This is a genomic window from Plantactinospora mayteni (assembly GCF_016862935.1).
Lineage (GTDB): Bacteria > Actinomycetota > Actinomycetes > Mycobacteriales > Micromonosporaceae > Plantactinospora > Plantactinospora mayteni.
On sequence record NZ_BONX01000044.1, the window covers coordinates 117,435 to 136,105 of the forward strand.

Here is an 18,671-nt window from a genome sequence, read left to right on the forward strand (position 1 = left end):
CGGGACTGACCGGGTCGGTCGGGGCTCAGGCCGCGTCCGACTCCCGCAGGTTCTTCACCACGTTCGGGTCGATCGGAACGCCCGGGCCCATGGTGGTGGTGAGGGTGACCTTCCTGAGGTACTTGCCCTTGGACGCGGACGGCTTGGAGCGGAGCACCTCGTCGAGCACCGCGGCGTAGTTGTCGACCAACTGGGTCTCGGAGAACGAGGCCTTGCCGATGATCAGGTGCAGGTTGGAGTGCTTGTCCACCCGGAACGTGATCTTGCCGCCCTTGATTTCCGAGACGGCCTTGGTGACGTCCATGGTCACCGTGCCGGTCTTCGGGTTCGGCATCAGACCGCGCGGGCCCAGGATCCGCGCGATCCGGCCGATCTTGGCCATCTGGTCCGGCGTGGCGATCGCCGCGTCGAAATCCAGCCAGCCCTCCTGGATCCGGGCCACCAGTTCGTCGGTGCCGACCACGTCGGCTCCGGCTGCGGTTGCCTCCTCGGCCTTGGCGCCAGCCGCGAAGACGATCACGCGGGCGGTCTTGCCGGTGCCGTGCGGCAGGTTGACCGTGCCCCGGACCATCTGGTCGGCCTTACGGGGGTCGACGCCGAGGCGCATCGCGACCTCGACCGTGGCGTCGAACTTGACGGTGCTGCTCCCCTTGGCCAGCTTGACGGCCTCGGCCGGGGTGTAGAGCTTGTCCCGGTCGATGGCCTCGGCGGCCTTGCGGTAGCTCTTGCTGCGCTGCATCTCTGATTACTCCTGTGGTGTCTGGCGGGCTGCGGAGTGCCGCGGCCCTCCCACGAACTGGTCGTGCCGGTCAGGGGTGGAAAGGAGGACCTATTCCTTGACCGTGATGCCCATCGACCGGGCGGTGCCGGCGATGATCTTCTCGGCCTGGTCGAGGTCGTTGGCGTTCAGGTCGGCCATCTTCTTCTCGGCGATCTCGCGCAACTGGGCGCGGGTGACCGAGCCGACCTTCTCGCTCTGCGGTACGCCGGAGCCCTTCTGCACGCCGGCGGCCTTGATCAGCAGCCGGGCGGCGGGCGGGGTCTTCAGCACGAAGGTGAAGGTCCGGTCCTCGTACACGCTGATCTCGGCCGGCACGATGTCACCGCGCTGCGCCTCGGTCTGCGAGTTGTAGGACTTGCAGAACTCCATGATGTTGACGCCGTGCTGACCCAGCGCCGGACCGACCGGCGGCGCCGGGGTGGCCTGGCCCGCCGGGAGCTGAAGCGTGAACGTCTTGACGAGCTTCTTCTTCGGAGGCATGTCTCTTCCTGGGCTTGAAACTGGGGAACGTGCACCTGAGGTCACCCGTCGGCGCGCACGGTCAAACGCGCCTCCGTGGCGGGCGACGTTCAAGAGTAGCGCAGCGCCCGTGAGGGCGCTGCGTCGAGGTCGACCGGGGCCGGTTTGAGGCTGGCCGGGGCCGGGCGCGGCGCGGGCCGCCGATCAGATCTTGGCGACCTGGTTGAAGTTCAGCTCGACCGGAGTCTCCCGACCGAAAATCGACACCAGCACCTTGAGCTTCTGCTGATCGGCGTTGATCTCGCTGATCGTGGCCGGCAACGACGCGAAGGCGCCGTCGGTCACGGTGACCGAGTCACCGACCTCGAAGTCGAGTACCTTGACCTCCGGCTTCGCCTTCTTGGTCTCGGTCTCCACCGCCGGGGCGAGCCACTTGAGCACCTCGTCGAGCGAGAGCGGCGCCGGCCGGTCGGCCCGGTCGGTCGCGCCGACGAAGCCGGTCACCCCTGGGGTGTTGCGCACGCAGGAGTATGACTCCGGGGTCAGCTCCATCCGGACCAGGATGTAGCCCGGGAAGACCTTGTTCTGGACCTGGAGGCGCTTGCCGTTCTTGACCTCGATCTCTTCCCGGGTCGGCACCTCGACCTGGTAGATGAACTCCTCCATGTCGAGGCTGGTGATCCGGGTCTCCAGGTTCGTCTTGACCTTGTTCTCGTAACCGGCGTACGAGTGGACCACAAACCAGTCGCCGGGCGCGTAGCGCAGCTTCTGCCGCAGCTCGGCAACCGGGTCGTAGTCCTCGTCCGGCGCCTCGGCGGCGCCGAACTCCGGGTCGTTGGCGGCCTCGACCGACTCGGTACCGCTCGCCGTCGCCACCGCGGACTGCTCGTCCGGGGTCTCGGCGGTCTCGTCGTACTCAGGCACGCTCGCTCACTTCCGTCACTATCAGGTGGGGCAGGTGGTCAGCTGGAGCCGCCGAAGACCCACAGCACCGCGCGGGCGAAGGCGTAGTCCAGCCCGGCCACGATCGTCAGCACCACGGCGACGAACACGACCACCACGGCGGTGTAGGTCAGCAGCTCCTTACGGGTCGGCCAGATGACCTTACGCAGCTCTGCCACGACCTCGCGGAAGAACCGGGCAAGCCGGCCGAATATTCCGACCCGACCCTCGGTCCTGGTCTTGGGCCTGCTGTCCGCCGAATCGGCCTTGGTGCGCTCCCGGGTGGCGGTGCCGCCACGCCCGACCGGCTCGTCCGCCTCGTCGTCGGCGTCATCGTCGACAACGTCGTCGATCGTCTCGTCGTCGAGACGGTCGTTGTCGTCCTCGTCGCGCCGATTCTTCTCGGCCACTTCGCCCTCCGTCGCCGGGTGGTTGGTACGCGCGTCGGTGGACGCGCGCTGCGCTTTTCACGCCGGCCGGAACCCGGAGTCTCCGCCGCGGGCGCCAACCGCCCTCGACCGAACCCCCGGACGACCGTCCCCGGAACGGCCCGCGGCCGGCGGATCCGTCAGGGAACGGACCGGGCGGACGCACCGCCTCGGCTCGACCCCGCCGATACCACCAACACGAGCCGGCCGCCACAGGTGATGGCGACGCCGATCCCGGGATCGGTCAGGCCGTAGGCGCAGGGGTGACAGGACTTGAACCTGCAGCCTGCGGTTTTGGAGACCGCTGCTCTGCCAATTGAGCTACACCCCTGTGCGGACAGCTGGACCCACCCAGACACGCACGCCTGAGTAGAGGCCACTTGCCCCACGGCGGACCAGTGTACGGGTAGAGGCACGAGTTTCCCAACCGGTCTGCCCCGGCGAGCTCGTCGTAGCTGGTCCGCCGGCGGAACTAGGGGCTGTCTCGTGGATCTCGGTGGAGCGAGATCCGCGAGACAGCCCCTAGGCCGGGGTCCTGATCACCGCCCGCGCCTGGGCCAGCACCTTCTCGCCGTGGCAGGTGGCGGTCAGGTCGAGGCGGGTGAGTCCGTCCTCGGGCTCGCCCCGGACGGCGGCGCGCACCTCGATCTCGGTGCCCTCGTCGTCGTCAGGTACCACGACCGGCCGGGTGAACCGGACTCCGTATTCCACCACCGCGTCCGGCGAGCCGGCCCAGTCGGTGACCGCCCGCCCGACCAGCGCCATGGTGAACATGCCGTGTGCGATCACCCCGGGCAGTCCCACCTTGGTGGCGAACCGGTCGCTCCAGTGGATGGGGTTGAAGTCGCCCGAGGCGCCCGCGTATCGGACCAGGTCCGCGCGGGTGATCCGGAAGGTACGAGGTGAAAGATCCATCTCAGCCCTCTCCGCGTACGACGAGCTTGGTCCAGACGGTGACCACCGGCTCCCCGGCGGTCGTGTTGACCTCGGTACGGGTGGTCATGAAGCTGTTCCCAGCCCGGTTGACGATCTCCTCGACGGTGTTCACGCAGACCAGCTCGTCGCCGGCCACCACCGGCCGGGTGTACCGGAACCGCTGGTCGCCGTGGACCACCCGGCTGTAGTCGATGCCGAGTTCCGGATCCTCGACGATCTGCCGGCTGGCCGCCATGGTGATCGTGAACGGGTAGGTCGGCGGCGCCACCACGTCGGCGTGCCCGAGCGCCCGGGCGGCATCCGGATCGTGGTACGCCGGCTCGACTGCGCCGATCGCCGTGGCGAACTCTCGGATCTTCTCGCGGCCCACCTGGTAGGGCGGGGTCGGCGGATAGCTGCGGCCGACGAAGGACGGGTCCAGGGACATGCCGCCGAACCTACACGGCCGGGGCGAGCCGCCGGGGCCACCGCCCAGCGGCCGGAACGAGCCCGCCATGACCACAAACGAGCGTGCTGAACGAGCCCACCGGGACCACAAACGAGCGGCCGGAGCGAGCCCGGCGGATGCCCGGAGAGAGCCGGCCGCAGGCAGCAGAATCGCCGCCCCGGGCGCCTCGGCGGAGCGGGCTCGGGGCGCGCTCACCGGGGCCGGAACGGCGATCCTGGGCGTCTGGGTGAGCCGACCGACGTCGGCGGCGGATCAGCGGGTCTCGCGGTGCAGGGTGTGCTTGCCGTCCCGGGGGCAGAACTTCTTCATCTCGATGCGGTCCGGGTCGTTCCGGCGGTTCTTACGCGTGATGTAGTTGCGCTCCTTGCACTCCACACACGCCAAAGTGATCTTGGGACGGACATCGGTCGCCTTGGCCACGGCGGGGCGCCTTCCTCGTTAGCGGACTGAACTACGACGTACCAGCGTAGACGCCTGCCACGCGGACACGCAAAGTGGGCGCCGTCGGCGCCCTGTTGTTTCGGTCTCCGGGTTGGGCCCGGCGCCCGAGAGTAGCGGTGGCCGGACTTGAACCGGCGACACAGCGATTATGAGCCGCTTGCTCTGCCATCTGAGCTACACCGCCGTGGCGGGTCCAACAGAACCCTCTGAGCCCCCTTACGGAATCGAACCGTAGACCTTCTCCTTACCATGGAGACGCTCTGCCGACTGAGCTAAGGGGGCACGCACGCGATCTTTCCCGGTGGCGCGCAGAGGTAAGAGTACACGTCGTGGGGCACGAGGTGAAATCAGATCCCCGGCTGCCATACCGGGACATCGATCCCAGGCCGTCGGAGCAGGTCAGGGCACCGCCCGCAGCCGTCGTACGTCGGCCGGGCCGGGCTGGGCGTCGGACTCCGTCTGGGCCGCGAACCAGGCTTCCAGGCGCTCGTACGGCAGCGGACGGCTGAACAGGAAGCCCTGCCCGATCTGGCACCCGATGTCCTGGAGCAGTTCCAGGGTGAGTTCGCTCTCCACCCCCTCGGCCACCACCGCCAGGCCGAACTGCTGGGAGAGCGTCACCACCGCGTTGACGATCGCCAGGTCCACCGGGTCGGTCGCCATCCCCTGCACGAACGAGCGGTCGACCTTGACCTCGTTGACCGGCAGTCGGCGCAGGTAGGAGAGTGAGGAGTGGCCGGTGCCGAAGTCGTCGACGGCGAGGCGTACCCCGATGTCGCGCAGTCGGCGCAGCCCCGGCACCGCGCGTTCGGTGCCGTCCAGTACGCCGGCCTCCTTGATCTCGAGCGTCAGCAGCTCCGGTGCGACGCCGTACTCCGCGAGCATCCCCTGCACCAGGGCCGGGAACTGCTGGTCGGCGAGCGTACGCGGAGAGATGTTCACCGAGACGGCGAGCGGGTTGCCGCCGCTGGTCCAGTCGCGGCTGCGCCGCAGCGCCTCGCCGAGTACCAGCCCGGTCAGTTCGGGAAGCTGGCCGGTGTGCTCCGCCACTGCGACGAAGTCCTCCGGGGCTACCGTCCCGTGCGCCGGGTGCACCCACCGGGCCAGGCACTCCACCCCGACCAGCCGCCGGTCGGTGAGGGTGACCTTGGGCTGGTAGTAGACCTCCACCTCGGCGTGGTCGAGCGCGCGGCGCAGGTCGCCGGCCAGGCCGAGCCGGCGCGACGACCGGGACTCCAGCCCGGGGCTGAACAGTTGGATGCCGTCCGGTGCCGACTTCGCCCTGGTCACCGCGAGGTCGGCGCGCTGGAGCAGGGTCGCCGGGTCGTCACCGTGGTCCGGGTGCACCGCGACCCCGACCACGGTGTCGATGTCGAGGACCAGCACGTCGAAGACCATCCGGTCGCGGATCTCCTCGCGCAGCTCGGCGGCGAGGTCGAGCGCCGCGTCGATGCTCTCCATCCGCAGCGTCACCACGAACTCGTCACTCCCGACCCGGCCCACCAGAGCGGCGGAGGGAGCCGAGGCGCGCAGCCGGGTCGCCACCTCGACGAGTACCCGGTCGCCGGCCGCGTGCCCGACGGACTCGTTGACCTGGCGCAGCCCGGCCACGTCGAAGAGCATCAGCGCGACGACCTCGTTCGGGGCGCGTACCCGGACCGCCTCCTCCAGCGCGCCGCTGACCCGCCGCCGGTTGGGCAGGTTGGTCAGGCCGTCGTGGTACGCGTCGTGGCGCAACCGGTCCACCAGCCGCGAGTTCTCCAGCGCGACCGCCGTGTGCGCCGCGATCGTCTCGAAGACCGGTAGGTCGGCCTCGGTGAAGTGGCCGGTGTCGCCGAGCCGGTTGACCACCTCCAGGGAGCCGATGACCGCCTGGCCGGATCGCAACGGCGTGACGATGACCTCCTTGACGCCCGCGCCGCGCAGGGCCTCCCGGACCTCCCGGTCTCCGCCCACCCGGCCACCGGCGGCGACCGTACGGCCTTCCTCGCAGGCCCGCTGGCGGGCGAGGACCGGAGTCCGGGAGATGTCGAGCAGTCCGCGCTCCTCGACCCGCGCGGTCAGCAGCACCTCCGGATGGCGACCCTGCGCCGGCAACCAGAGGGTGGCGCTCTCGGCCTGCATGATGGCCCGGACCCGACCCAGCAGCGAGTCGGCAAGCGTGCCGTCCTGGCCGCGCTCGCTCATCGCCTTGGTCAGCTCGTAGACGTCGGCCAGGGTGCGGTGCTGCCGGAAGAACCGCGAGTATGACCGGTAGAGCACCGCCAGGGCGGCGCCGAGCGCCACCAGCAGCAGGGCGGACCACCACGTCGTGCGGAGGCAGAGCATGATGACCAGGCCCACCGCGACGTTGATCGCCGCGGTGATCAGGCCCGGGCCGGAGGAGCGGATCATCTCCCAGCCGGCCGAGGTGTCGTGGATCACCATCATCAGCGCCGCCACCGCGACCAGGGTCATCAGGGTGTGACTGCCGACGGCGGCCGACAGGATGCCCCAGGTCCCCGGCCCGAACCCGCGCATCTCCGGCAGGGCGAGGACGACCAGGCTGGCCAGCGAACTGGCCGCCGCCGCCTTGGCGACGTTGAACCAGAGCTTGGGTTGGGCGAACCGGCGGCGAAGCTGGGCGATCAACGAGCCCAGGGTGAAGACCAGTACGACGGTCAGCGGCGGCAGCACGAAGAGCGCGAAGAGCAGCGGGATCTCGGTGATGGTGAAGGGAATCGTCTGGCGCCGGATGACGATGTAGAACATCGGCATCTCGGAGGCCAGGACCAGCCCGAGGACCAGGGCGGCGAGCGCCCACTCGCCAGTGGATTCCTTGCTGAGGACGCCGAGCGCGACCGTCAGGACGACGGCGAAAATTCCGAGCGGACCGGTGACCAGCCAGGCATGCTCGGGGGACCGACGTGTCGCGGAAGAGCCCCTAGGCATGCCACTCCCCATCTACGGGAGATTGCTCCTCAACTCCGGAAGACCGCTCCGCTACAAGGAGTCTCCCTACCCCCACTCGAAGCCGAAGGTCAGCAGGGCACTCCCTGGAGTGGTGACCTGCGTGCTGTCGCCGGACAGTTGGTCGGAGGCCGTGACGCCGCCCCGCTCCGACCAGCCGGCCGCGCCCACGCTCACGGCGAAACCGCCGACGGCGAGCACGGCGAGCACAAGAAGAGAGCCTACGATCCGGCCCAACCTCCATGCAGGCATTGGTTGCTCCCGTCGAGATGGTGAGTTGAAAGCTAGATGTTCCATGATGGTGCCACAGTCCGGGGAACCGGCAAAGCCATCGGAAGAGCGACCAGCCGGGGATCGGCAAAGTCTAACCGTTCGGTAGCTAGAACTCCCCCGCCCGGCTGCAAGCATCTCACAGGCAAATGGCCGACATGATTCACTCAGCGCTCAATAAGACTCACCGCACGTACGCGATCAGGCGCACCAAATGCCATCGTAGGTAGATTCCGCTCAAATCACTTCAACAGCAGGAGTCTGACCATTCCGGACGGAGTCCGCCCGAGCCGGGCACTCTCTCGGGCAAGCAGCCGGGGCACACCCGGCCGCGTCCGTCGCTCTGCGTTACCAAGGATTCGACCGGTCCACCCCGGATGTTCATGCGCTTCCGGCTGCCGCGACCGGCAGGTGACCACGTTCCGCGAAGGCGCCGGCACGGGCGGCGAGGAGCGCGCTCCGGGCGGCCTCGGCGGCGATCCGCGCGCCGGGGGCGGACCGCAGCAGTACCAGCTCGTGGTAGAGCGGTGCGGTGGCGGCGACGAGCAGCCGCCGGCTGTCGGTTTCCGGCGGGACCTCGCCGCGGCGTACGGCTCGGTGCACGATGACGGCGCAGCGGTCGTACCGGTCGGCCCAGAAGGAGCGGAGCGCGTCCGCGGCCGGCGCCGAACGGAACGACGCGGCGATCAGCGCCGTCGTGACCGGGGGTTCGGCGGTCAGTGCCGCGTACACCTCGGAGTTGAGGGCGTGCAGGTCGCCCTCCAGTGAACCGGTGTCGGGTGGTCGCCAATCGTCGTCGGTGGCCTCGGCGAGTACGTCGGCGAGCAGCCCCCCGACGTCGCGCCAGCGCCGGTAGACCGTGGTGCGGTGCACCCCCGACCGCTCCGCCACGGCGTCGATGCCGAGCGCCTCGTAGCCGTACTCGACCAGGTGGGTTCGGACCGCGTCGAGCACCCGGCGGCGGACCTCGGCACTGCGCCCACCGGGGCGGCGGACGGGCCCGGTGTCGGAATCGGTTGGCGGTCGGGCCGGCGACATGGCACCATCTTACTGCTACATCCGTAGACTTAAGGTAGGCACCAGTCCGATGATCAGGTGAGCGCCACCCCGCGTCCCGAGCCGCCGCACGACCGGTGGCTGATCCGCCGACGACCGGAGTCGCTCCCATGCCTACCCAGCTCAGCCTGCACGACGTCACCAAGCGCTACGCTGACCGGATCGTGTTCGACGGGGCCAGCTGCGCCATCGCCGCCGACGAGCGCACCGCGATCATCGGCGAGAACGGCTCCGGCAAGTCGACACTGCTCCGGCTGCTCGCCGGACGGGAGCGGCCCGACGAGGGGCGGGTAACCGTCGTCACCACCGGCGGCCTCGGCTATCTGGGGCAGGACGCACCACTGCCGGCGTACCTGACGGTGCGGCAGGCGATCGACGACGCGCTGGCCGAACTGCGCCGGATCGAGGCCAGGCTGCGGGAACTGGAGCCGCTGCTCGGCGACAGCGGCCAGCGGTGGCTGGCCGAGTACGGCGAGCTGGCCACCGTCTTCGAGCTGCGCGGCGGATACGACGCCGACGCCCGGGTGGAACGGACCCTGCACGCGCTCGGCCTGGCCGGGGTCGACCGGAGCCGCCGGCTCGGCGAGCTGTCCGGCGGCGAGCAGGCCCGGCTGCACCTGGCCGCGGTGCTGTCGGCCGGCTCCGAGGTACTGCTGCTGGACGAGCCGACCAACCATCTCGACGACGACTCGCTGAGCTGGCTGGAGGAGCACCTGCGCGGCCGTCGGGGCAGCACGGTGCTGGTCTCGCACGACCGGGTCTTCCTCGACCGGGTCGCCGGCACACTGATCGAAGTGGACGGCGACCGGCACACCCTGGTCCGCCACGGCGACGGATATGCCGGATATCTCGCCGAGAGGGCGGCGGCTCGGCGGCGCTGGGCCCAGGCCCACCTGGACTGGCAGACCGAGGTCGGCCGGCTGCGGGAGGCGGTGGCGACCACGGCCCGGCAGGTCGCACCGGGCCGGGAGATGAAGGACCGCAACAAGATGGCGTACGACCGGAACGGCGGCCGGGTGCAGCAGTCCGTCGCCAGCCGGGTACGCAACGCCGAGCAGCGACTCCGCCGGCTGACCGAGCGCCCCGTGCCGCCACCACCCCAGCCGCTCCGGTTCACCCCGACCCTCTCCGGTGGCGGTGGCAACGTCGGAGTGCTGCTGGACGCCGATGGTGTGGCGGTCGACGGGCGGCTGCGGGCGACCCGGTTGACGCTGAGTAGCGGGCAGCGACTGCTGATCAGCGGGGCGAACGGGGCCGGGAAGAGCACCCTGCTGCGGGTACTCGCCGGAGAACTGGTCCCGGACGCCGGCCGGGTGGTCCGGCGGGGGCGGATCGGCTACCTGCCCCAGGAGGTCGAGGTGGAGCGCCCGAAGGAGCCGCTGCTCGCCGCCTTCGGGCAGGGCCGGCCCGGGCGGCCGACCGAGTATCTCGACGAGTTGCTGTCGCTGGGGCTGTTCGACCGGGAGCGGCTCGGTGTACCCGTCGGGGAGCTCTCCACCGGCCAGCGGCGACGGCTCGCGCTGGCCCGGCTGGTCAGCGAGCCGGCCGACCTGCTGCTGCTCGACGAGCCGACCAACCACCTCTCGCCGGGCCTGGTCGAGGAGTTGGAGGCCGCCCTCGCGGACTATCCGGGCGCGGTGGTGGTGGTCAGTCACGACCGGCGGCTGCGCGAGCGGTGGCGCGGGGAGCACAGGGTGATGACTTCCGGGGTACTCGCTTCCGAACCGGTCTCGGTCACGGGTTGATTGCGAACCCCCGGTGGTGGCGATCAGCAGGGCTGGCGGCGTCGCCGTTGGGCAGCTTCGCGATTTCGGGTGCTGCCGGCAGCTCGAATTCTAAAGAAAGGAAACTTAATGACTTCCCCGCGCCATCCGTCGGTCCGGGAGTTTCCGATAGCCGATTCCACCGCCGGCCCGTACGGCGTAGCTATCGGGCCGGACGGCGCAATATGGGTCACCCTGGTGCATGCCGGGGAAATCGTCCGAATGACCGCTGACGGGGAGGTACGGCGTTACCAACTCGACGAATCGGCGAGCGGACCCTCCGTCATTACGGCCGGATCGGACGGTGCACTCTGGTTCACCCGGTTCCGGGACCACCGGATCGGCCGGCTGTCGCTCTCCGGGCAGGTCAGCTCGTATCCGATCCCGTCGCCGGCCGGCGGCCCGTACGGGATCACGGCCGGGCCGGACGGTGCGCTCTGGTTCACCGAGATGAACAGCGATCGGATCGGCCGGATCGCTGTCGACGGCACGATCGAGGAGTTTCCGCTGCCCGAGGCGGGCGGCTACCCCTCGATGATCACCGCCGGTGGCGACGGGGCGCTCTGGTTCACGCTCAACCAGGCGAACGCGGTCGGCCGGATCGATCTCGACGGCGAGGTCACCCTGTACCCGCTGCCGACGGCTGGCGCCGGACCGGTCGGCATCGCGGCCGGAGCGGCCGGCGGAGCTTGTTTTGTCGAGATCGCGGCCGGGCAACTCGGTCGGATCACCCCGGACGGGCGGATCATCGAGATCCCGCTGCCGGACCGGGCCGCCCGGCCACACGCGATCGCCGCCAGGCCGGAGGACGGAAGCTACTGGTTCACCGAGTGGGGCGCCAACCGCGTCGGGCAGCTCGGCCCGGACGGCACGATCCGGGAGTACGACCTGCCGACGCCGAAGTCGGAGCCGCATGGGATCGCGGTCGGTCCGGACGGGGTGGTCTGGGTCGCCCTGGAGATCGGTGCGGTGGCGCGGCTGGCGTGGTGAGCGGGGTCGCGTCGGTGCGTCCGGCTTCGGTGCGTCCGGCTTCGGTGTCCCGGCTACCCGGGCGGTTCGGTGGTGGGATCGGCCGCCGGGGAGCGGATGCCAGCCGCCCGTCGCCGGAAACGCCGACGGACTCAGCGCCGCTGGCTGACCTGACGGCGGCGGTCGGCGTCCTCGATCGCGTGGCGTACCGCCAGCCGGACGACCCAGTACAGCGCCACGAGCATGACCACTGCGAGCGCGAGGTACACGGTCAGGACGAACAGCAACGCGGGGATCTGGTCGGCGGAAACCATGCACAGACGCTAGGCCAGCCGTGCCGTTGGTGCCGCCTCGCGATTGAGCCGGACGCGACACAGCCGTGTCTGCCGGGCCAGCCCCGACCCTGCGCCGCTCGCGCCGGCTGCCCTCGGTTCCAGGTGCTGGCCGGCGGGAACGGGCTGGTGGTACTGGCCGAGTCGGGGCCCCGACGTGCCGGTTTGGCTGCGGGACCGTGGTGTGTCGGAGGGGAGTCTCAGGCGGCGAGGCGGGTGCTCAGCCGGCGAGCCGACCGAGTACGCCGGACTCGGCCACGATCACCGCGCCGATCGACATGAAGACGACGGGCACGATCCAGTGCCCGAAGCGCTGGACAACCTCGATGACCTTCTTGTGCGAGCCGAGCCAGGACCCGGCCAGACACCAGGCCGCGACCCCGACGGCGAAGACCGCCACGGTGACCAGGCTGTCGGTGACCCCGATGGTGCGGAACAACGGCGTGTAGACGGAGATGTTGTCCGCCCCGTTCGCCACGGTCACCCCCAGCACCGAGAACAGCCCGGTGGCGACGGCGGGTGCCGGTGGCTCGGCGTCGCCACGGGCTCGGATCGCCGCGACGAGCCCCTTGACCCCGAGAGCGAACGGGACCAGGCCCAACAGCCCCACCCACTGGTCGGGCACGATCGTCAGGCCGAGAGCGGTCACGGCGGAGATGACGACGAGGACACCGATCCCGGCGTACTGGCCGGCCCAGATCTGCCACGGCCGGGGCTTACCGGCCGCCCGGGCGGAGAGGAAGAGCACGGTGAGCACGATGATGTCGTCGACGTTCGTACCGGCGAACACCCCGATCGCCGCGACCAGGGTCCCGACAAGATCTCCCACCCGAGGGACTGTACGGGCCGGCGAGGCCCAAGCGGCGCAGACGGTCGCCGCGACGGGCTCGGTTATCGGCGGTCCCCGTGCACGATGCGCGCCGGGGGCGACAAGATCGACCCGCCCACTGTCTACCCACAACTTGCTGTGGAGCTCCGGACTCGACTGGACGGGCCGGGACCAAACAAGATCAACCCTTCACCCGACAGGGCATCTCTGCCCCTTACTGGTCAACTTCTCCGCGTGTCGTCCGAGACGCCTCCAGACAGGCTCACCAGAGTGGCAGTCGTACCTCCGCCACACTGGTGAGGGGCCGGCCCCACTGGGACCGGCCCCTCGTCGCATGCGCCCGTCAGTTCACGTTCGCCCAGTATGCGGTGTCTCCGTAACTCCCAGGGTTATCGTCGTTGTCCAACCAGATGGTGAACCTGAACACGTTGCCCTCACGCAGGTCGTACGGGCTGCCGAACGATGCCCGAGTCTCGATGCAGTTGCCGTTGCCGCCGACGCTCAATTCGTACTTGTGAAGGCTCTGGGTGTTGTCGTCGACATCCAAATAGACCTTCCACCCGTCGGCCTCGATGTCGCAGAGCTGCACGACGTCACCGTCGGCGCGGAACCGGACGACCCCGCCCGGGTCGGCGTCATCGGTGTACATCCACTCGTCCCACGTGGCGGCGGACGCCGGGGCCGCGAACGTCAGGGACGCGGCGGCGGCGAGCGCGGCTGCGGCCAGACCGGACAGGATGCGTCGAGATTTCATGAGTTCCCTTCCCGATGATCAACAGGTTGATCCGCGCTAGGACCGGGCCCGCACACACGGACCCGCGCCTCAGCTGCGGATATCCGCACCGGGAGCACGCTATGACCCGGCATCCGGCAGGAGCCACCGTGCACGGTGCTCAGATTCCTCATCGGGCTGTGCGTGGTGCACTCTCCCGGCGCGGAGGACGCGGACAGCAGCCGCAGCTAGACGGAGCAAGATCGAGGGAGACTCACGGAAGAGGCCCCTGACCGGCGTTCGCACTGGTCAGGGGCCTTCTTTGTGCACCTGGTGGCGGGTAGAGGATTCGAACCTCTGTAGCTTTCGCGACGGATTTACAGTCCGCTCCCATTGGCCGCTCGGGCAACCCGCCAGGGCGTGCCGCCACGTGTAACGCGGCAGCGGAAGCAAGGATAGCGGTTACATCGGGCCGCCGCGCAAGCGGGTACCGTCGGCATGTCGTACCGCCGCCCGGCGGCCCGGTACACCTTCATGTCGTCCACAGCAGGAGCGGAATCATGGCAGCCAACCCGTCGTTCGACATCGTCAGCAAGGTCGATCGGCAGGAGATCGACAACGCCCTCCGGCAGACCGAGAAGGAGCTCTCGACCCGCTTCGACTTCCGGGGTACCGGCGCCGACATCTCCTGGTCGGGCGAGGAGGGGGTCAGTCTCCAGGCCGAGACGGAGGAGCGGGTCAAGGCGGCCCTGGAGGTCTTCAAGGAGAAGCTGGTCAAGCGAAACATCTCGCTGAAGTCGCTGGACGCCGGCGAGGCGCGCCCCTCGGGCAAGGTCCACAAGATCGACTGCAAGATCATCCAGGGCATCGACTCGGACAAGGCCAAGGCGATCAGCAAGAAGATCCGCGACGAGGGGCCGAAGGGCGTACAGGCGCAGATCCAGGGCGACCAACTCCGGGTGACCGGCAAGAAGAAGGACGACCTCCAGACAGTGATCTCCCTGCTCAAGAGCGAGGACTTCGGCGTCGCCCTCCAGTTCACGAACTACCGGTGACGTCCGCCCGATCCGTGCCCGTGACCAGCGGCGAAGCACTCCGCCACAACCGCGGGCACCGATCGGGACCAACCAGCGCCAGCAAGCCGCTGAAACGGTCGGCGCTACGTGGGATCGGTGGCGAGCGCCTGCTCCAGGCGTACCTCGGCCAGGGCTTCGGCGCGGGCGATCGAGCCGGTGGGTAGCGCCGCGACCACCGCGGCGGCTGCCACCGCCGCACCGGCGAAGATGAAGGCCCAGGGTACGCCGACCTGGTCGGCCAGTACGCCGGCCACCGCACCGCCGGCCGCGCTGGCCCCGACCGCCACGGTGACCACCCAGGTGTACGACTCGTTCAGCATGCTCACCGGGGAGATCCGGCCGACCATGGTGTTCTCCACGGTCAGTGCGGGGGCGATGGTGGCCCCGCCGACCACCAGCGCCACGCCGAGCGCGATCGGGCCGGGCATCACCGCGAAGACGACGAAGGTGGCCGCGAGCAGGCCGAGGAGCTGCCCGAACTGACGGGCGGCGTTCCGCGCCGGCTTGCGGGTGCCGAACCAGAGGCCGCCGAGCGCGCTGCCGGTCCCCCACATCGCCAGCAGTACGCCGGCCACGCTCTCGGCGTCGACCGGATCGTGCGCGGAGGCGTACGCCGGCACGGCCACCCCGGCGGCGCCGAACGCGATGCCGAGGCCCGCCACGCAGAACAGCAGCGCCGGGAATCCACTGACCCGCAACGGGCCGAGCCCCTTGGCGTGGCTGCCCCGGGGATGGGGCCGCCAGCCTCGCATCACCCGGCCGAGTGCCACGATCGTGGTGCCGACCAGGGTCACCACGGCGGCCCCGAGCAGCGCCGATCCGGCGTCGGCCAGCAGGACGAAGGCCGCGACCAGCAGCGGGCCGACCACGAAGACCACCTCGAAGAGCGTGGTCTCGGCGGCGAGTGCGGTGTTGCGCAGGGCGTACCGGCCGGAGGCGGGGTCGGTGAGGTCGTTCCAGGCACCCCGGATCGCGGCGGTCAACGGCGGGTACGTCGCTCCGGCCACCGCCGACGCGGTGAAGATCAACGCCAGTGCGTCCGAGCCGGCGCGGCTGGCGAGCAGCAGCCCGACCAGGGCCACCGGGTGCGCCACGCCGGTGACCAGCAGCACGGGGCTCGGCCCGACCCGGTCGGCGATCCGGCCGGCGACCGGGCTGAGCGCGGCACCGGCGAGCGCGTAGACGCCGCCGGCCACGGCGGCCAGGGCGTACCGGTCGGTGACCTGCTCGACGACCATCAACAGCGCCAGCGGGGTCATGCCGATGCCGAGCCGGCCGACTATGCCGGCGATCAGCAGCATCGGCGCTCCGGGAATCCGCCACACTCCCAGGTACTGCCGCAGCGCGGTCACGGGTCCGAACCTCCTCGGGTCGTCGGTCGTCGAAGCCAGGCCGTCGAAGCCAGGCCGTCGCCAGTCGGCGCCAGTCGGCGACTGTAACGAGTGGGTGACCTTCCGACCCTAACGTGGCCAGACCTCGCGTTGAACCCGATTAGCTGGACATCACGATCTTGGGGCTTCGACGCACCGGGGTCGGGACGAGCCCGGACTGACCCGACACGAATCGGCCCCGGCTCCCACTCGGGGAACCGGGGCCGGTCGCTGGTTGGCCTGGCTGGCGGGTCGTCCCGCCCGCGCCGTCGCCGTCAGCGCTGGTACTGGACCGGGCCGACGTTGGCGTTCGCCATCTGCTCCAGGCGGCGTACCCGCTCCTCCATCTTGGGGTGGGTGGAGAAGAGGTTCGCCACGCCGCCACCCTTGAACGGGTTGTCGATCATCAGGTGAGCGGTACTGGTCAGCCGGTTGTCGGCCGGCAGCGGCAGCGCCTTCGTACCAGCGTGGATCTTGCGGAGGGCGCTGGCCAGCGCCAGCGGGTCGCGGGTCAGCGCGGCACCCGAGGCGTCCGCCTGGAACTCCCGGTTACGGCTGATGGCGAGCTGGATCAGCGTGGCCGCGATCGGGCCGAGGATCAGCGTCAGCAGCAGTACGGCCGGGTTCGGCGAGTCCTCGTCGTCCCCGCCGCCCAGCGGGATGAACCAGGCGATGTTTGCCAGCATGGTGATGATGCCGGCCAGGCCGGCGGCCACGCTAGAGATCAGGATGTCCCGGTTGTAGACGTGGGACAGCTCGTGACCGATGACGCCCCGCAGCTCCCGGTAGTCCAGGATCTGGGTGATGCCCTGGGTCACGGCGACCGCCGCGTTCTTCGGGTTACGACCCGTGGCGAACGCGTTCGGCTGCATGGTCGGGCTGACGTACAACCGGGGCATCGGCTGCTTCGCCTCGGTCGCCAGCTCCCGGACCATCTGGTAGAGCGCCGGGAATTCGGCCTCGGTGACCGGTTGGGCCCGCATCGAGCGCAACGCGAGCTTGTCCGACCAGAAGTAGCTGGCGGCGTTCATGCCCAGCGAGACCAGTACGGCGATCACCAGACCGCCGCTGCCGCCGAACCAGTAGCCGACGCCGAGGATCAGAGCGGTGAGCAGGCCAAGAAGCGCGGCTGTCTTGAGCCGGTTGTGATGGCTATGCACGATAACTCCTTCGGTGCGCGGGCCGATGGACCCGCTGACCGGTACAACACCGGGGTACCCCGTCAACAATCCGGATATGACTGTGAGTTGCCTGGGAAAGGGGCCTCATCAGGGCCTGGGGCGGCGAACGTCACAGTGCGGCGACGTCCAGGATGAGTTGCGGGGCGAACCCGACGACGATCGCGACCAGGGTCGCCAGGGCCAGTGCGGCGACAACCGCCCAGGCCGGCCGGATCGGTCCGGCGTCCGGCAGTACCGGGGCGTCGGTGGGTGCGGCGGGGGCGCCCGGCTCGGCGGGTACGACCGGCGCGGCAGCGGCCTCGCCGGCCCGGTCGGCGGCCGGCTCCGCGGCGTAGAGGGTGGCGGCGACCCGTACGTAGTAGGCGAGCCCGACCACCGCGTTCAGCGCCACCAGCACGGCGAGCCAGCCGGCGTCCCCGGCCAGCAGCGACCGTACGACGGTGACCTTGGCGAACAGCCCGGCCAGCCCGGGCGGCAACCCGGCCAGCCCGACCAGCGCCAGTACGAACGCCGCCCCGACCCACGGCCGGCGCCGGGCCGCACCCCGGTAGTCCGCGATCTCGCCGCCGTCGGCGACCGCCGGCCGCAGCGCCACCACCGCCCCGAACGCGGCCAGTTCCAGCACCACGAAGAAGACCGTGTACGCGACCGCGGCGGCCACCGCCGTGTCGATCGCCTCCGCACTCCGCCCCGACGAGAGCGCCAGCGCGCCGAGCGGGGCGACGATGTAGCCCGCCTGGGCTATCGACGACCAGGCCAGTAGCCGGACCATCCGGCGCTGCCGGAGCGCCACCAGGTTGCCGACGGTCATCGTCAGCACCGCCACCGCCGCCAGCAGCGGGCCGGTCACCCGGGCCGGCAGCGCGGTGGCGGTGACGGCGAGCAGCGCCACCACCCCGCCGAGCTTGGAGGCGGTCGACAGGTATGCCGCGACCGGCACCGGTGCGCCGTCGTAGGTGGCCGGCGCCCAGGCGTGGAAGGGTACCGCCGCCACCTTGAAGGCCAGCCCGAGCACGACCAGGGCCACCGCGACCACGGTCAGCGGCAGGTCCAGCAGCGGCGGGCCGGTCGGGACGTCGCCGCCGAGCGGGACCGGTCGGTTCGCCTCCGCCGCGAAGACCGCGCCGAGCCGGCTCAGGTGCACCGTCCCGGTGACCGCGTAGAGCAGCGCGGCGCCGAGCAGGGTGACCGCGGTGGCCACCACGCTGACCACGAAGAAGGTCAGCGCCGCCTCGGCACCGGCGACGCTGCGGTGCCGGAGCCCGACCAGCACGTAGAGCGGCAGGGTCAGCGTCTCCAGCGCCACGACCAGGGTGATCAGGTCACCGGCGGCGCCGAGTACCACGCCGCCGGTCATCGAGCAGGCGAGCAGGAAGCAGTATTCCCCCGGCGGCACCTGGCCGGAGCGCAGCAGCGGGGCGGAGAGCGCCAGCACCCCGAGGGTGAGCAGCGCGAAGAGGCAGCCGACCAGCGCCGCCCGGCCGTTCGCCAGGTAGGAGCAGTCCGGGCCGGCGCAGAACGTCCGCCGGGGTCCGGCGGCACCGACCAGTACCGCACCGAACGCGGTGGCGGCGGCCCCGGCCGCGAAGACGGCCACCGTCGCGCCGCGCCGGGCCACCAGCAGGTCGGCCAGCAGCACGAGTACGGCGGTGCCGGCCGCCAGGTACGCCGGCAGCAGCGCCACGTTGTCCACGGTCTGGATCACGACGCTCCCCGCCCCACCCCGTGA

General features: G+C 70.4%; 19 protein-coding genes and 4 tRNA genes. 3 read left to right on the forward strand and 20 right to left on the reverse strand.

Translation table 11 applies throughout. The annotated features are described in order from the left end of the window. Window positions 1–25: 25 nt before the first annotated feature. The 13 genes from rplA to Pma05_RS29215 all read right to left on the reverse strand — a co-directional run bounded on the left by rplA (window position 26) and on the right by Pma05_RS29215 (window position 8,608). Window positions 26–739, reverse strand: coding sequence for a 50S ribosomal protein L1 (gene rplA, locus Pma05_RS29155; RefSeq protein WP_203860681.1), 714 nt, complete (start codon window positions 737–739; stop codon window positions 26–28). 90 nt (window positions 740–829) lie between these two features. After that, window positions 830–1,261: a 50S ribosomal protein L11 gene (gene rplK / locus Pma05_RS29160; RefSeq protein ID WP_203860682.1), complete on the reverse strand. Its 432-nt coding sequence runs from the start codon at window positions 1,259–1,261 to the stop codon at window positions 830–832. A gap of 183 nt (window positions 1,262–1,444) precedes the next feature. Next, window positions 1,445–2,164, reverse strand: coding sequence for a transcription termination/antitermination protein NusG (nusG, locus tag Pma05_RS29165; protein ID WP_203860683.1), 720 nt, complete (start codon window positions 2,162–2,164; stop codon window positions 1,445–1,447). Window positions 2,165–2,202: 38 nt separating this feature from the next. Then, complete coding sequence (secE, locus tag Pma05_RS29170) at window positions 2,203–2,592, reverse strand: preprotein translocase subunit SecE (RefSeq protein WP_203860684.1); 390 nt, start codon at window positions 2,590–2,592, stop codon at window positions 2,203–2,205. Window positions 2,593–2,868: 276 nt separating this feature from the next. Beyond that, window positions 2,869–2,941, reverse strand: a tRNA-Trp gene (locus tag Pma05_RS29175). Between the two features lie 191 nt (window positions 2,942–3,132). After that, entirely contained in the window at window positions 3,133–3,525 is a 393-nt protein-coding gene (locus Pma05_RS29180; protein WP_203860685.1) for a MaoC family dehydratase, read from the reverse strand. 1 nt (window position 3,526) lies between these two features. Continuing rightward, complete coding sequence (locus Pma05_RS29185; protein ID WP_203860686.1) at window positions 3,527–3,973, reverse strand: MaoC family dehydratase N-terminal domain-containing protein; 447 nt, start codon at window positions 3,971–3,973, stop codon at window positions 3,527–3,529. A 273-nt stretch (window positions 3,974–4,246) separates the two neighbouring features. Beyond that, entirely contained in the window at window positions 4,247–4,414 is a 168-nt protein-coding gene (gene rpmG, locus Pma05_RS29190) for a 50S ribosomal protein L33 (RefSeq protein WP_203860687.1), read from the reverse strand. Window positions 4,415–4,546: 132 nt separating this feature from the next. Continuing rightward, window positions 4,547–4,619: transfer RNA gene (locus tag Pma05_RS29195), tRNA-Met, on the reverse strand. Between the two features lie 25 nt (window positions 4,620–4,644). Further along, window positions 4,645–4,717: transfer RNA gene (locus Pma05_RS29200), tRNA-Thr, on the reverse strand. 117 nt (window positions 4,718–4,834) lie between these two features. Beyond that, window positions 4,835–7,366: a putative bifunctional diguanylate cyclase/phosphodiesterase gene (locus tag Pma05_RS29205; RefSeq protein WP_203860688.1), complete on the reverse strand. Its 2,532-nt coding sequence runs from the start codon at window positions 7,364–7,366 to the stop codon at window positions 4,835–4,837. 66 nt (window positions 7,367–7,432) lie between these two features. Then, window positions 7,433–7,594, reverse strand: coding sequence for a hypothetical protein (locus Pma05_RS29210; RefSeq protein WP_203860689.1), 162 nt, complete (start codon window positions 7,592–7,594; stop codon window positions 7,433–7,435). A gap of 441 nt (window positions 7,595–8,035) precedes the next feature. Further along, a complete protein-coding gene (locus Pma05_RS29215; RefSeq protein WP_203860805.1) occupies window positions 8,036–8,608 on the reverse strand; it encodes a TetR/AcrR family transcriptional regulator in 573 nt (190 codons plus the stop codon). A 212-nt stretch (window positions 8,609–8,820) separates the two neighbouring features. Between Pma05_RS29215 and abc-f the strand changes: the two genes are divergently transcribed. Continuing rightward, window positions 8,821–10,455: a ribosomal protection-like ABC-F family protein gene (gene abc-f / locus Pma05_RS29220; protein WP_203860690.1), complete on the forward strand. Its 1,635-nt coding sequence runs from the start codon at window positions 8,821–8,823 to the stop codon at window positions 10,453–10,455. A 108-nt stretch (window positions 10,456–10,563) separates the two neighbouring features. After that, window positions 10,564–11,463, forward strand: a complete 900-nt coding sequence (locus tag Pma05_RS29225; protein ID WP_203860691.1) for a Vgb family protein — start codon at window positions 10,564–10,566, stop codon at window positions 11,461–11,463. A 131-nt stretch (window positions 11,464–11,594) separates the two neighbouring features. Here Pma05_RS29225 and Pma05_RS29230 read toward each other — a convergent pair whose 3' ends face one another. The 4 genes from Pma05_RS29230 to Pma05_RS29245 form a co-directional block, all read right to left on the reverse strand. Beyond that, window positions 11,595–11,756 carry a hypothetical protein gene (locus Pma05_RS29230; RefSeq protein WP_203860692.1) on the reverse strand — a complete coding sequence of 54 codons (162 nt, stop codon included), beginning with the start codon at window positions 11,754–11,756 and terminating at the stop codon, window positions 11,595–11,597. Between the two features lie 238 nt (window positions 11,757–11,994). Beyond that, window positions 11,995–12,603, reverse strand: coding sequence for a cadmium resistance transporter (locus Pma05_RS29235; RefSeq protein WP_203860693.1), 609 nt, complete (start codon window positions 12,601–12,603; stop codon window positions 11,995–11,997). Window positions 12,604–12,946: 343 nt separating this feature from the next. Then, window positions 12,947–13,357 carry a hypothetical protein gene (locus Pma05_RS29240; RefSeq protein ID WP_203860694.1) on the reverse strand — a complete coding sequence of 137 codons (411 nt, stop codon included), beginning with the start codon at window positions 13,355–13,357 and terminating at the stop codon, window positions 12,947–12,949. A gap of 289 nt (window positions 13,358–13,646) precedes the next feature. Beyond that, window positions 13,647–13,730, reverse strand: a tRNA-Tyr gene (locus Pma05_RS29245). Window positions 13,731–13,875: 145 nt separating this feature from the next. Here Pma05_RS29245 and Pma05_RS29250 point away from each other — a divergent pair. Further along, window positions 13,876–14,370 carry a YajQ family cyclic di-GMP-binding protein gene (locus Pma05_RS29250; RefSeq protein WP_107269378.1) on the forward strand — a complete coding sequence of 165 codons (495 nt, stop codon included), beginning with the start codon at window positions 13,876–13,878 and terminating at the stop codon, window positions 14,368–14,370. Window positions 14,371–14,474: 104 nt separating this feature from the next. Here the strand turns inward: Pma05_RS29250 and Pma05_RS29255 are convergent, their stop codons facing one another. The 3 genes from Pma05_RS29255 to Pma05_RS29265 form a co-directional block, all read right to left on the reverse strand. Continuing rightward, window positions 14,475–15,743, reverse strand: coding sequence for an MFS transporter (locus tag Pma05_RS29255; RefSeq protein WP_203860695.1), 1,269 nt, complete (start codon window positions 15,741–15,743; stop codon window positions 14,475–14,477). A gap of 293 nt (window positions 15,744–16,036) precedes the next feature. Then, window positions 16,037–16,921, reverse strand: a complete 885-nt coding sequence (gene htpX / locus Pma05_RS29260; protein ID WP_203860696.1) for a zinc metalloprotease HtpX — start codon at window positions 16,919–16,921, stop codon at window positions 16,037–16,039. 130 nt (window positions 16,922–17,051) lie between these two features. Then, entirely contained in the window at window positions 17,052–18,647 is a 1,596-nt protein-coding gene (locus Pma05_RS29265; protein WP_203860697.1) for an NADH-quinone oxidoreductase subunit N, read from the reverse strand. Between the last annotated feature and the right edge of the window lie 24 nt (window positions 18,648–18,671).

Bases quoted from the DNA above. Each gene is read 5' to 3' on its own strand.
- abc-f (WP_203860690.1), top strand. From the start codon at position 8,821: ATGCCTACCCAGCTCAGCCTGCACGACGTCACCAAGCGCTACGCTGAC.
- Pma05_RS29185 (WP_203860686.1), bottom strand. From the start codon at position 3,973: ATGTCCCTGGACCCGTCCTTCGTCGGCCGCAGCTATCCGCCGACCCCG.
- rplA (WP_203860681.1), bottom strand. From the start codon at position 739: ATGCAGCGCAGCAAGAGCTACCGCAAGGCCGCCGAGGCCATCGACCGG.
- Pma05_RS29250 (WP_107269378.1), top strand. From the start codon at position 13,876: ATGGCAGCCAACCCGTCGTTCGACATCGTCAGCAAGGTCGATCGGCAG.
- Pma05_RS29205 (WP_203860688.1), bottom strand. From the start codon at position 7,366: ATGCCTAGGGGCTCTTCCGCGACACGTCGGTCCCCCGAGCATGCCTGG.
- Pma05_RS29240 (WP_203860694.1), bottom strand. From the start codon at position 13,357: ATGAAATCTCGACGCATCCTGTCCGGTCTGGCCGCAGCCGCGCTCGCC.
- rplK (WP_203860682.1), bottom strand. From the start codon at position 1,261: ATGCCTCCGAAGAAGAAGCTCGTCAAGACGTTCACGCTTCAGCTCCCG.
- Pma05_RS29180 (WP_203860685.1), bottom strand. From the start codon at position 3,525: ATGGATCTTTCACCTCGTACCTTCCGGATCACCCGCGCGGACCTGGTC.
- Pma05_RS29230 (WP_203860692.1), bottom strand. From the start codon at position 11,756: ATGGTTTCCGCCGACCAGATCCCCGCGTTGCTGTTCGTCCTGACCGTG.
- Pma05_RS29225 (WP_203860691.1), top strand. From the start codon at position 10,564: ATGACTTCCCCGCGCCATCCGTCGGTCCGGGAGTTTCCGATAGCCGAT.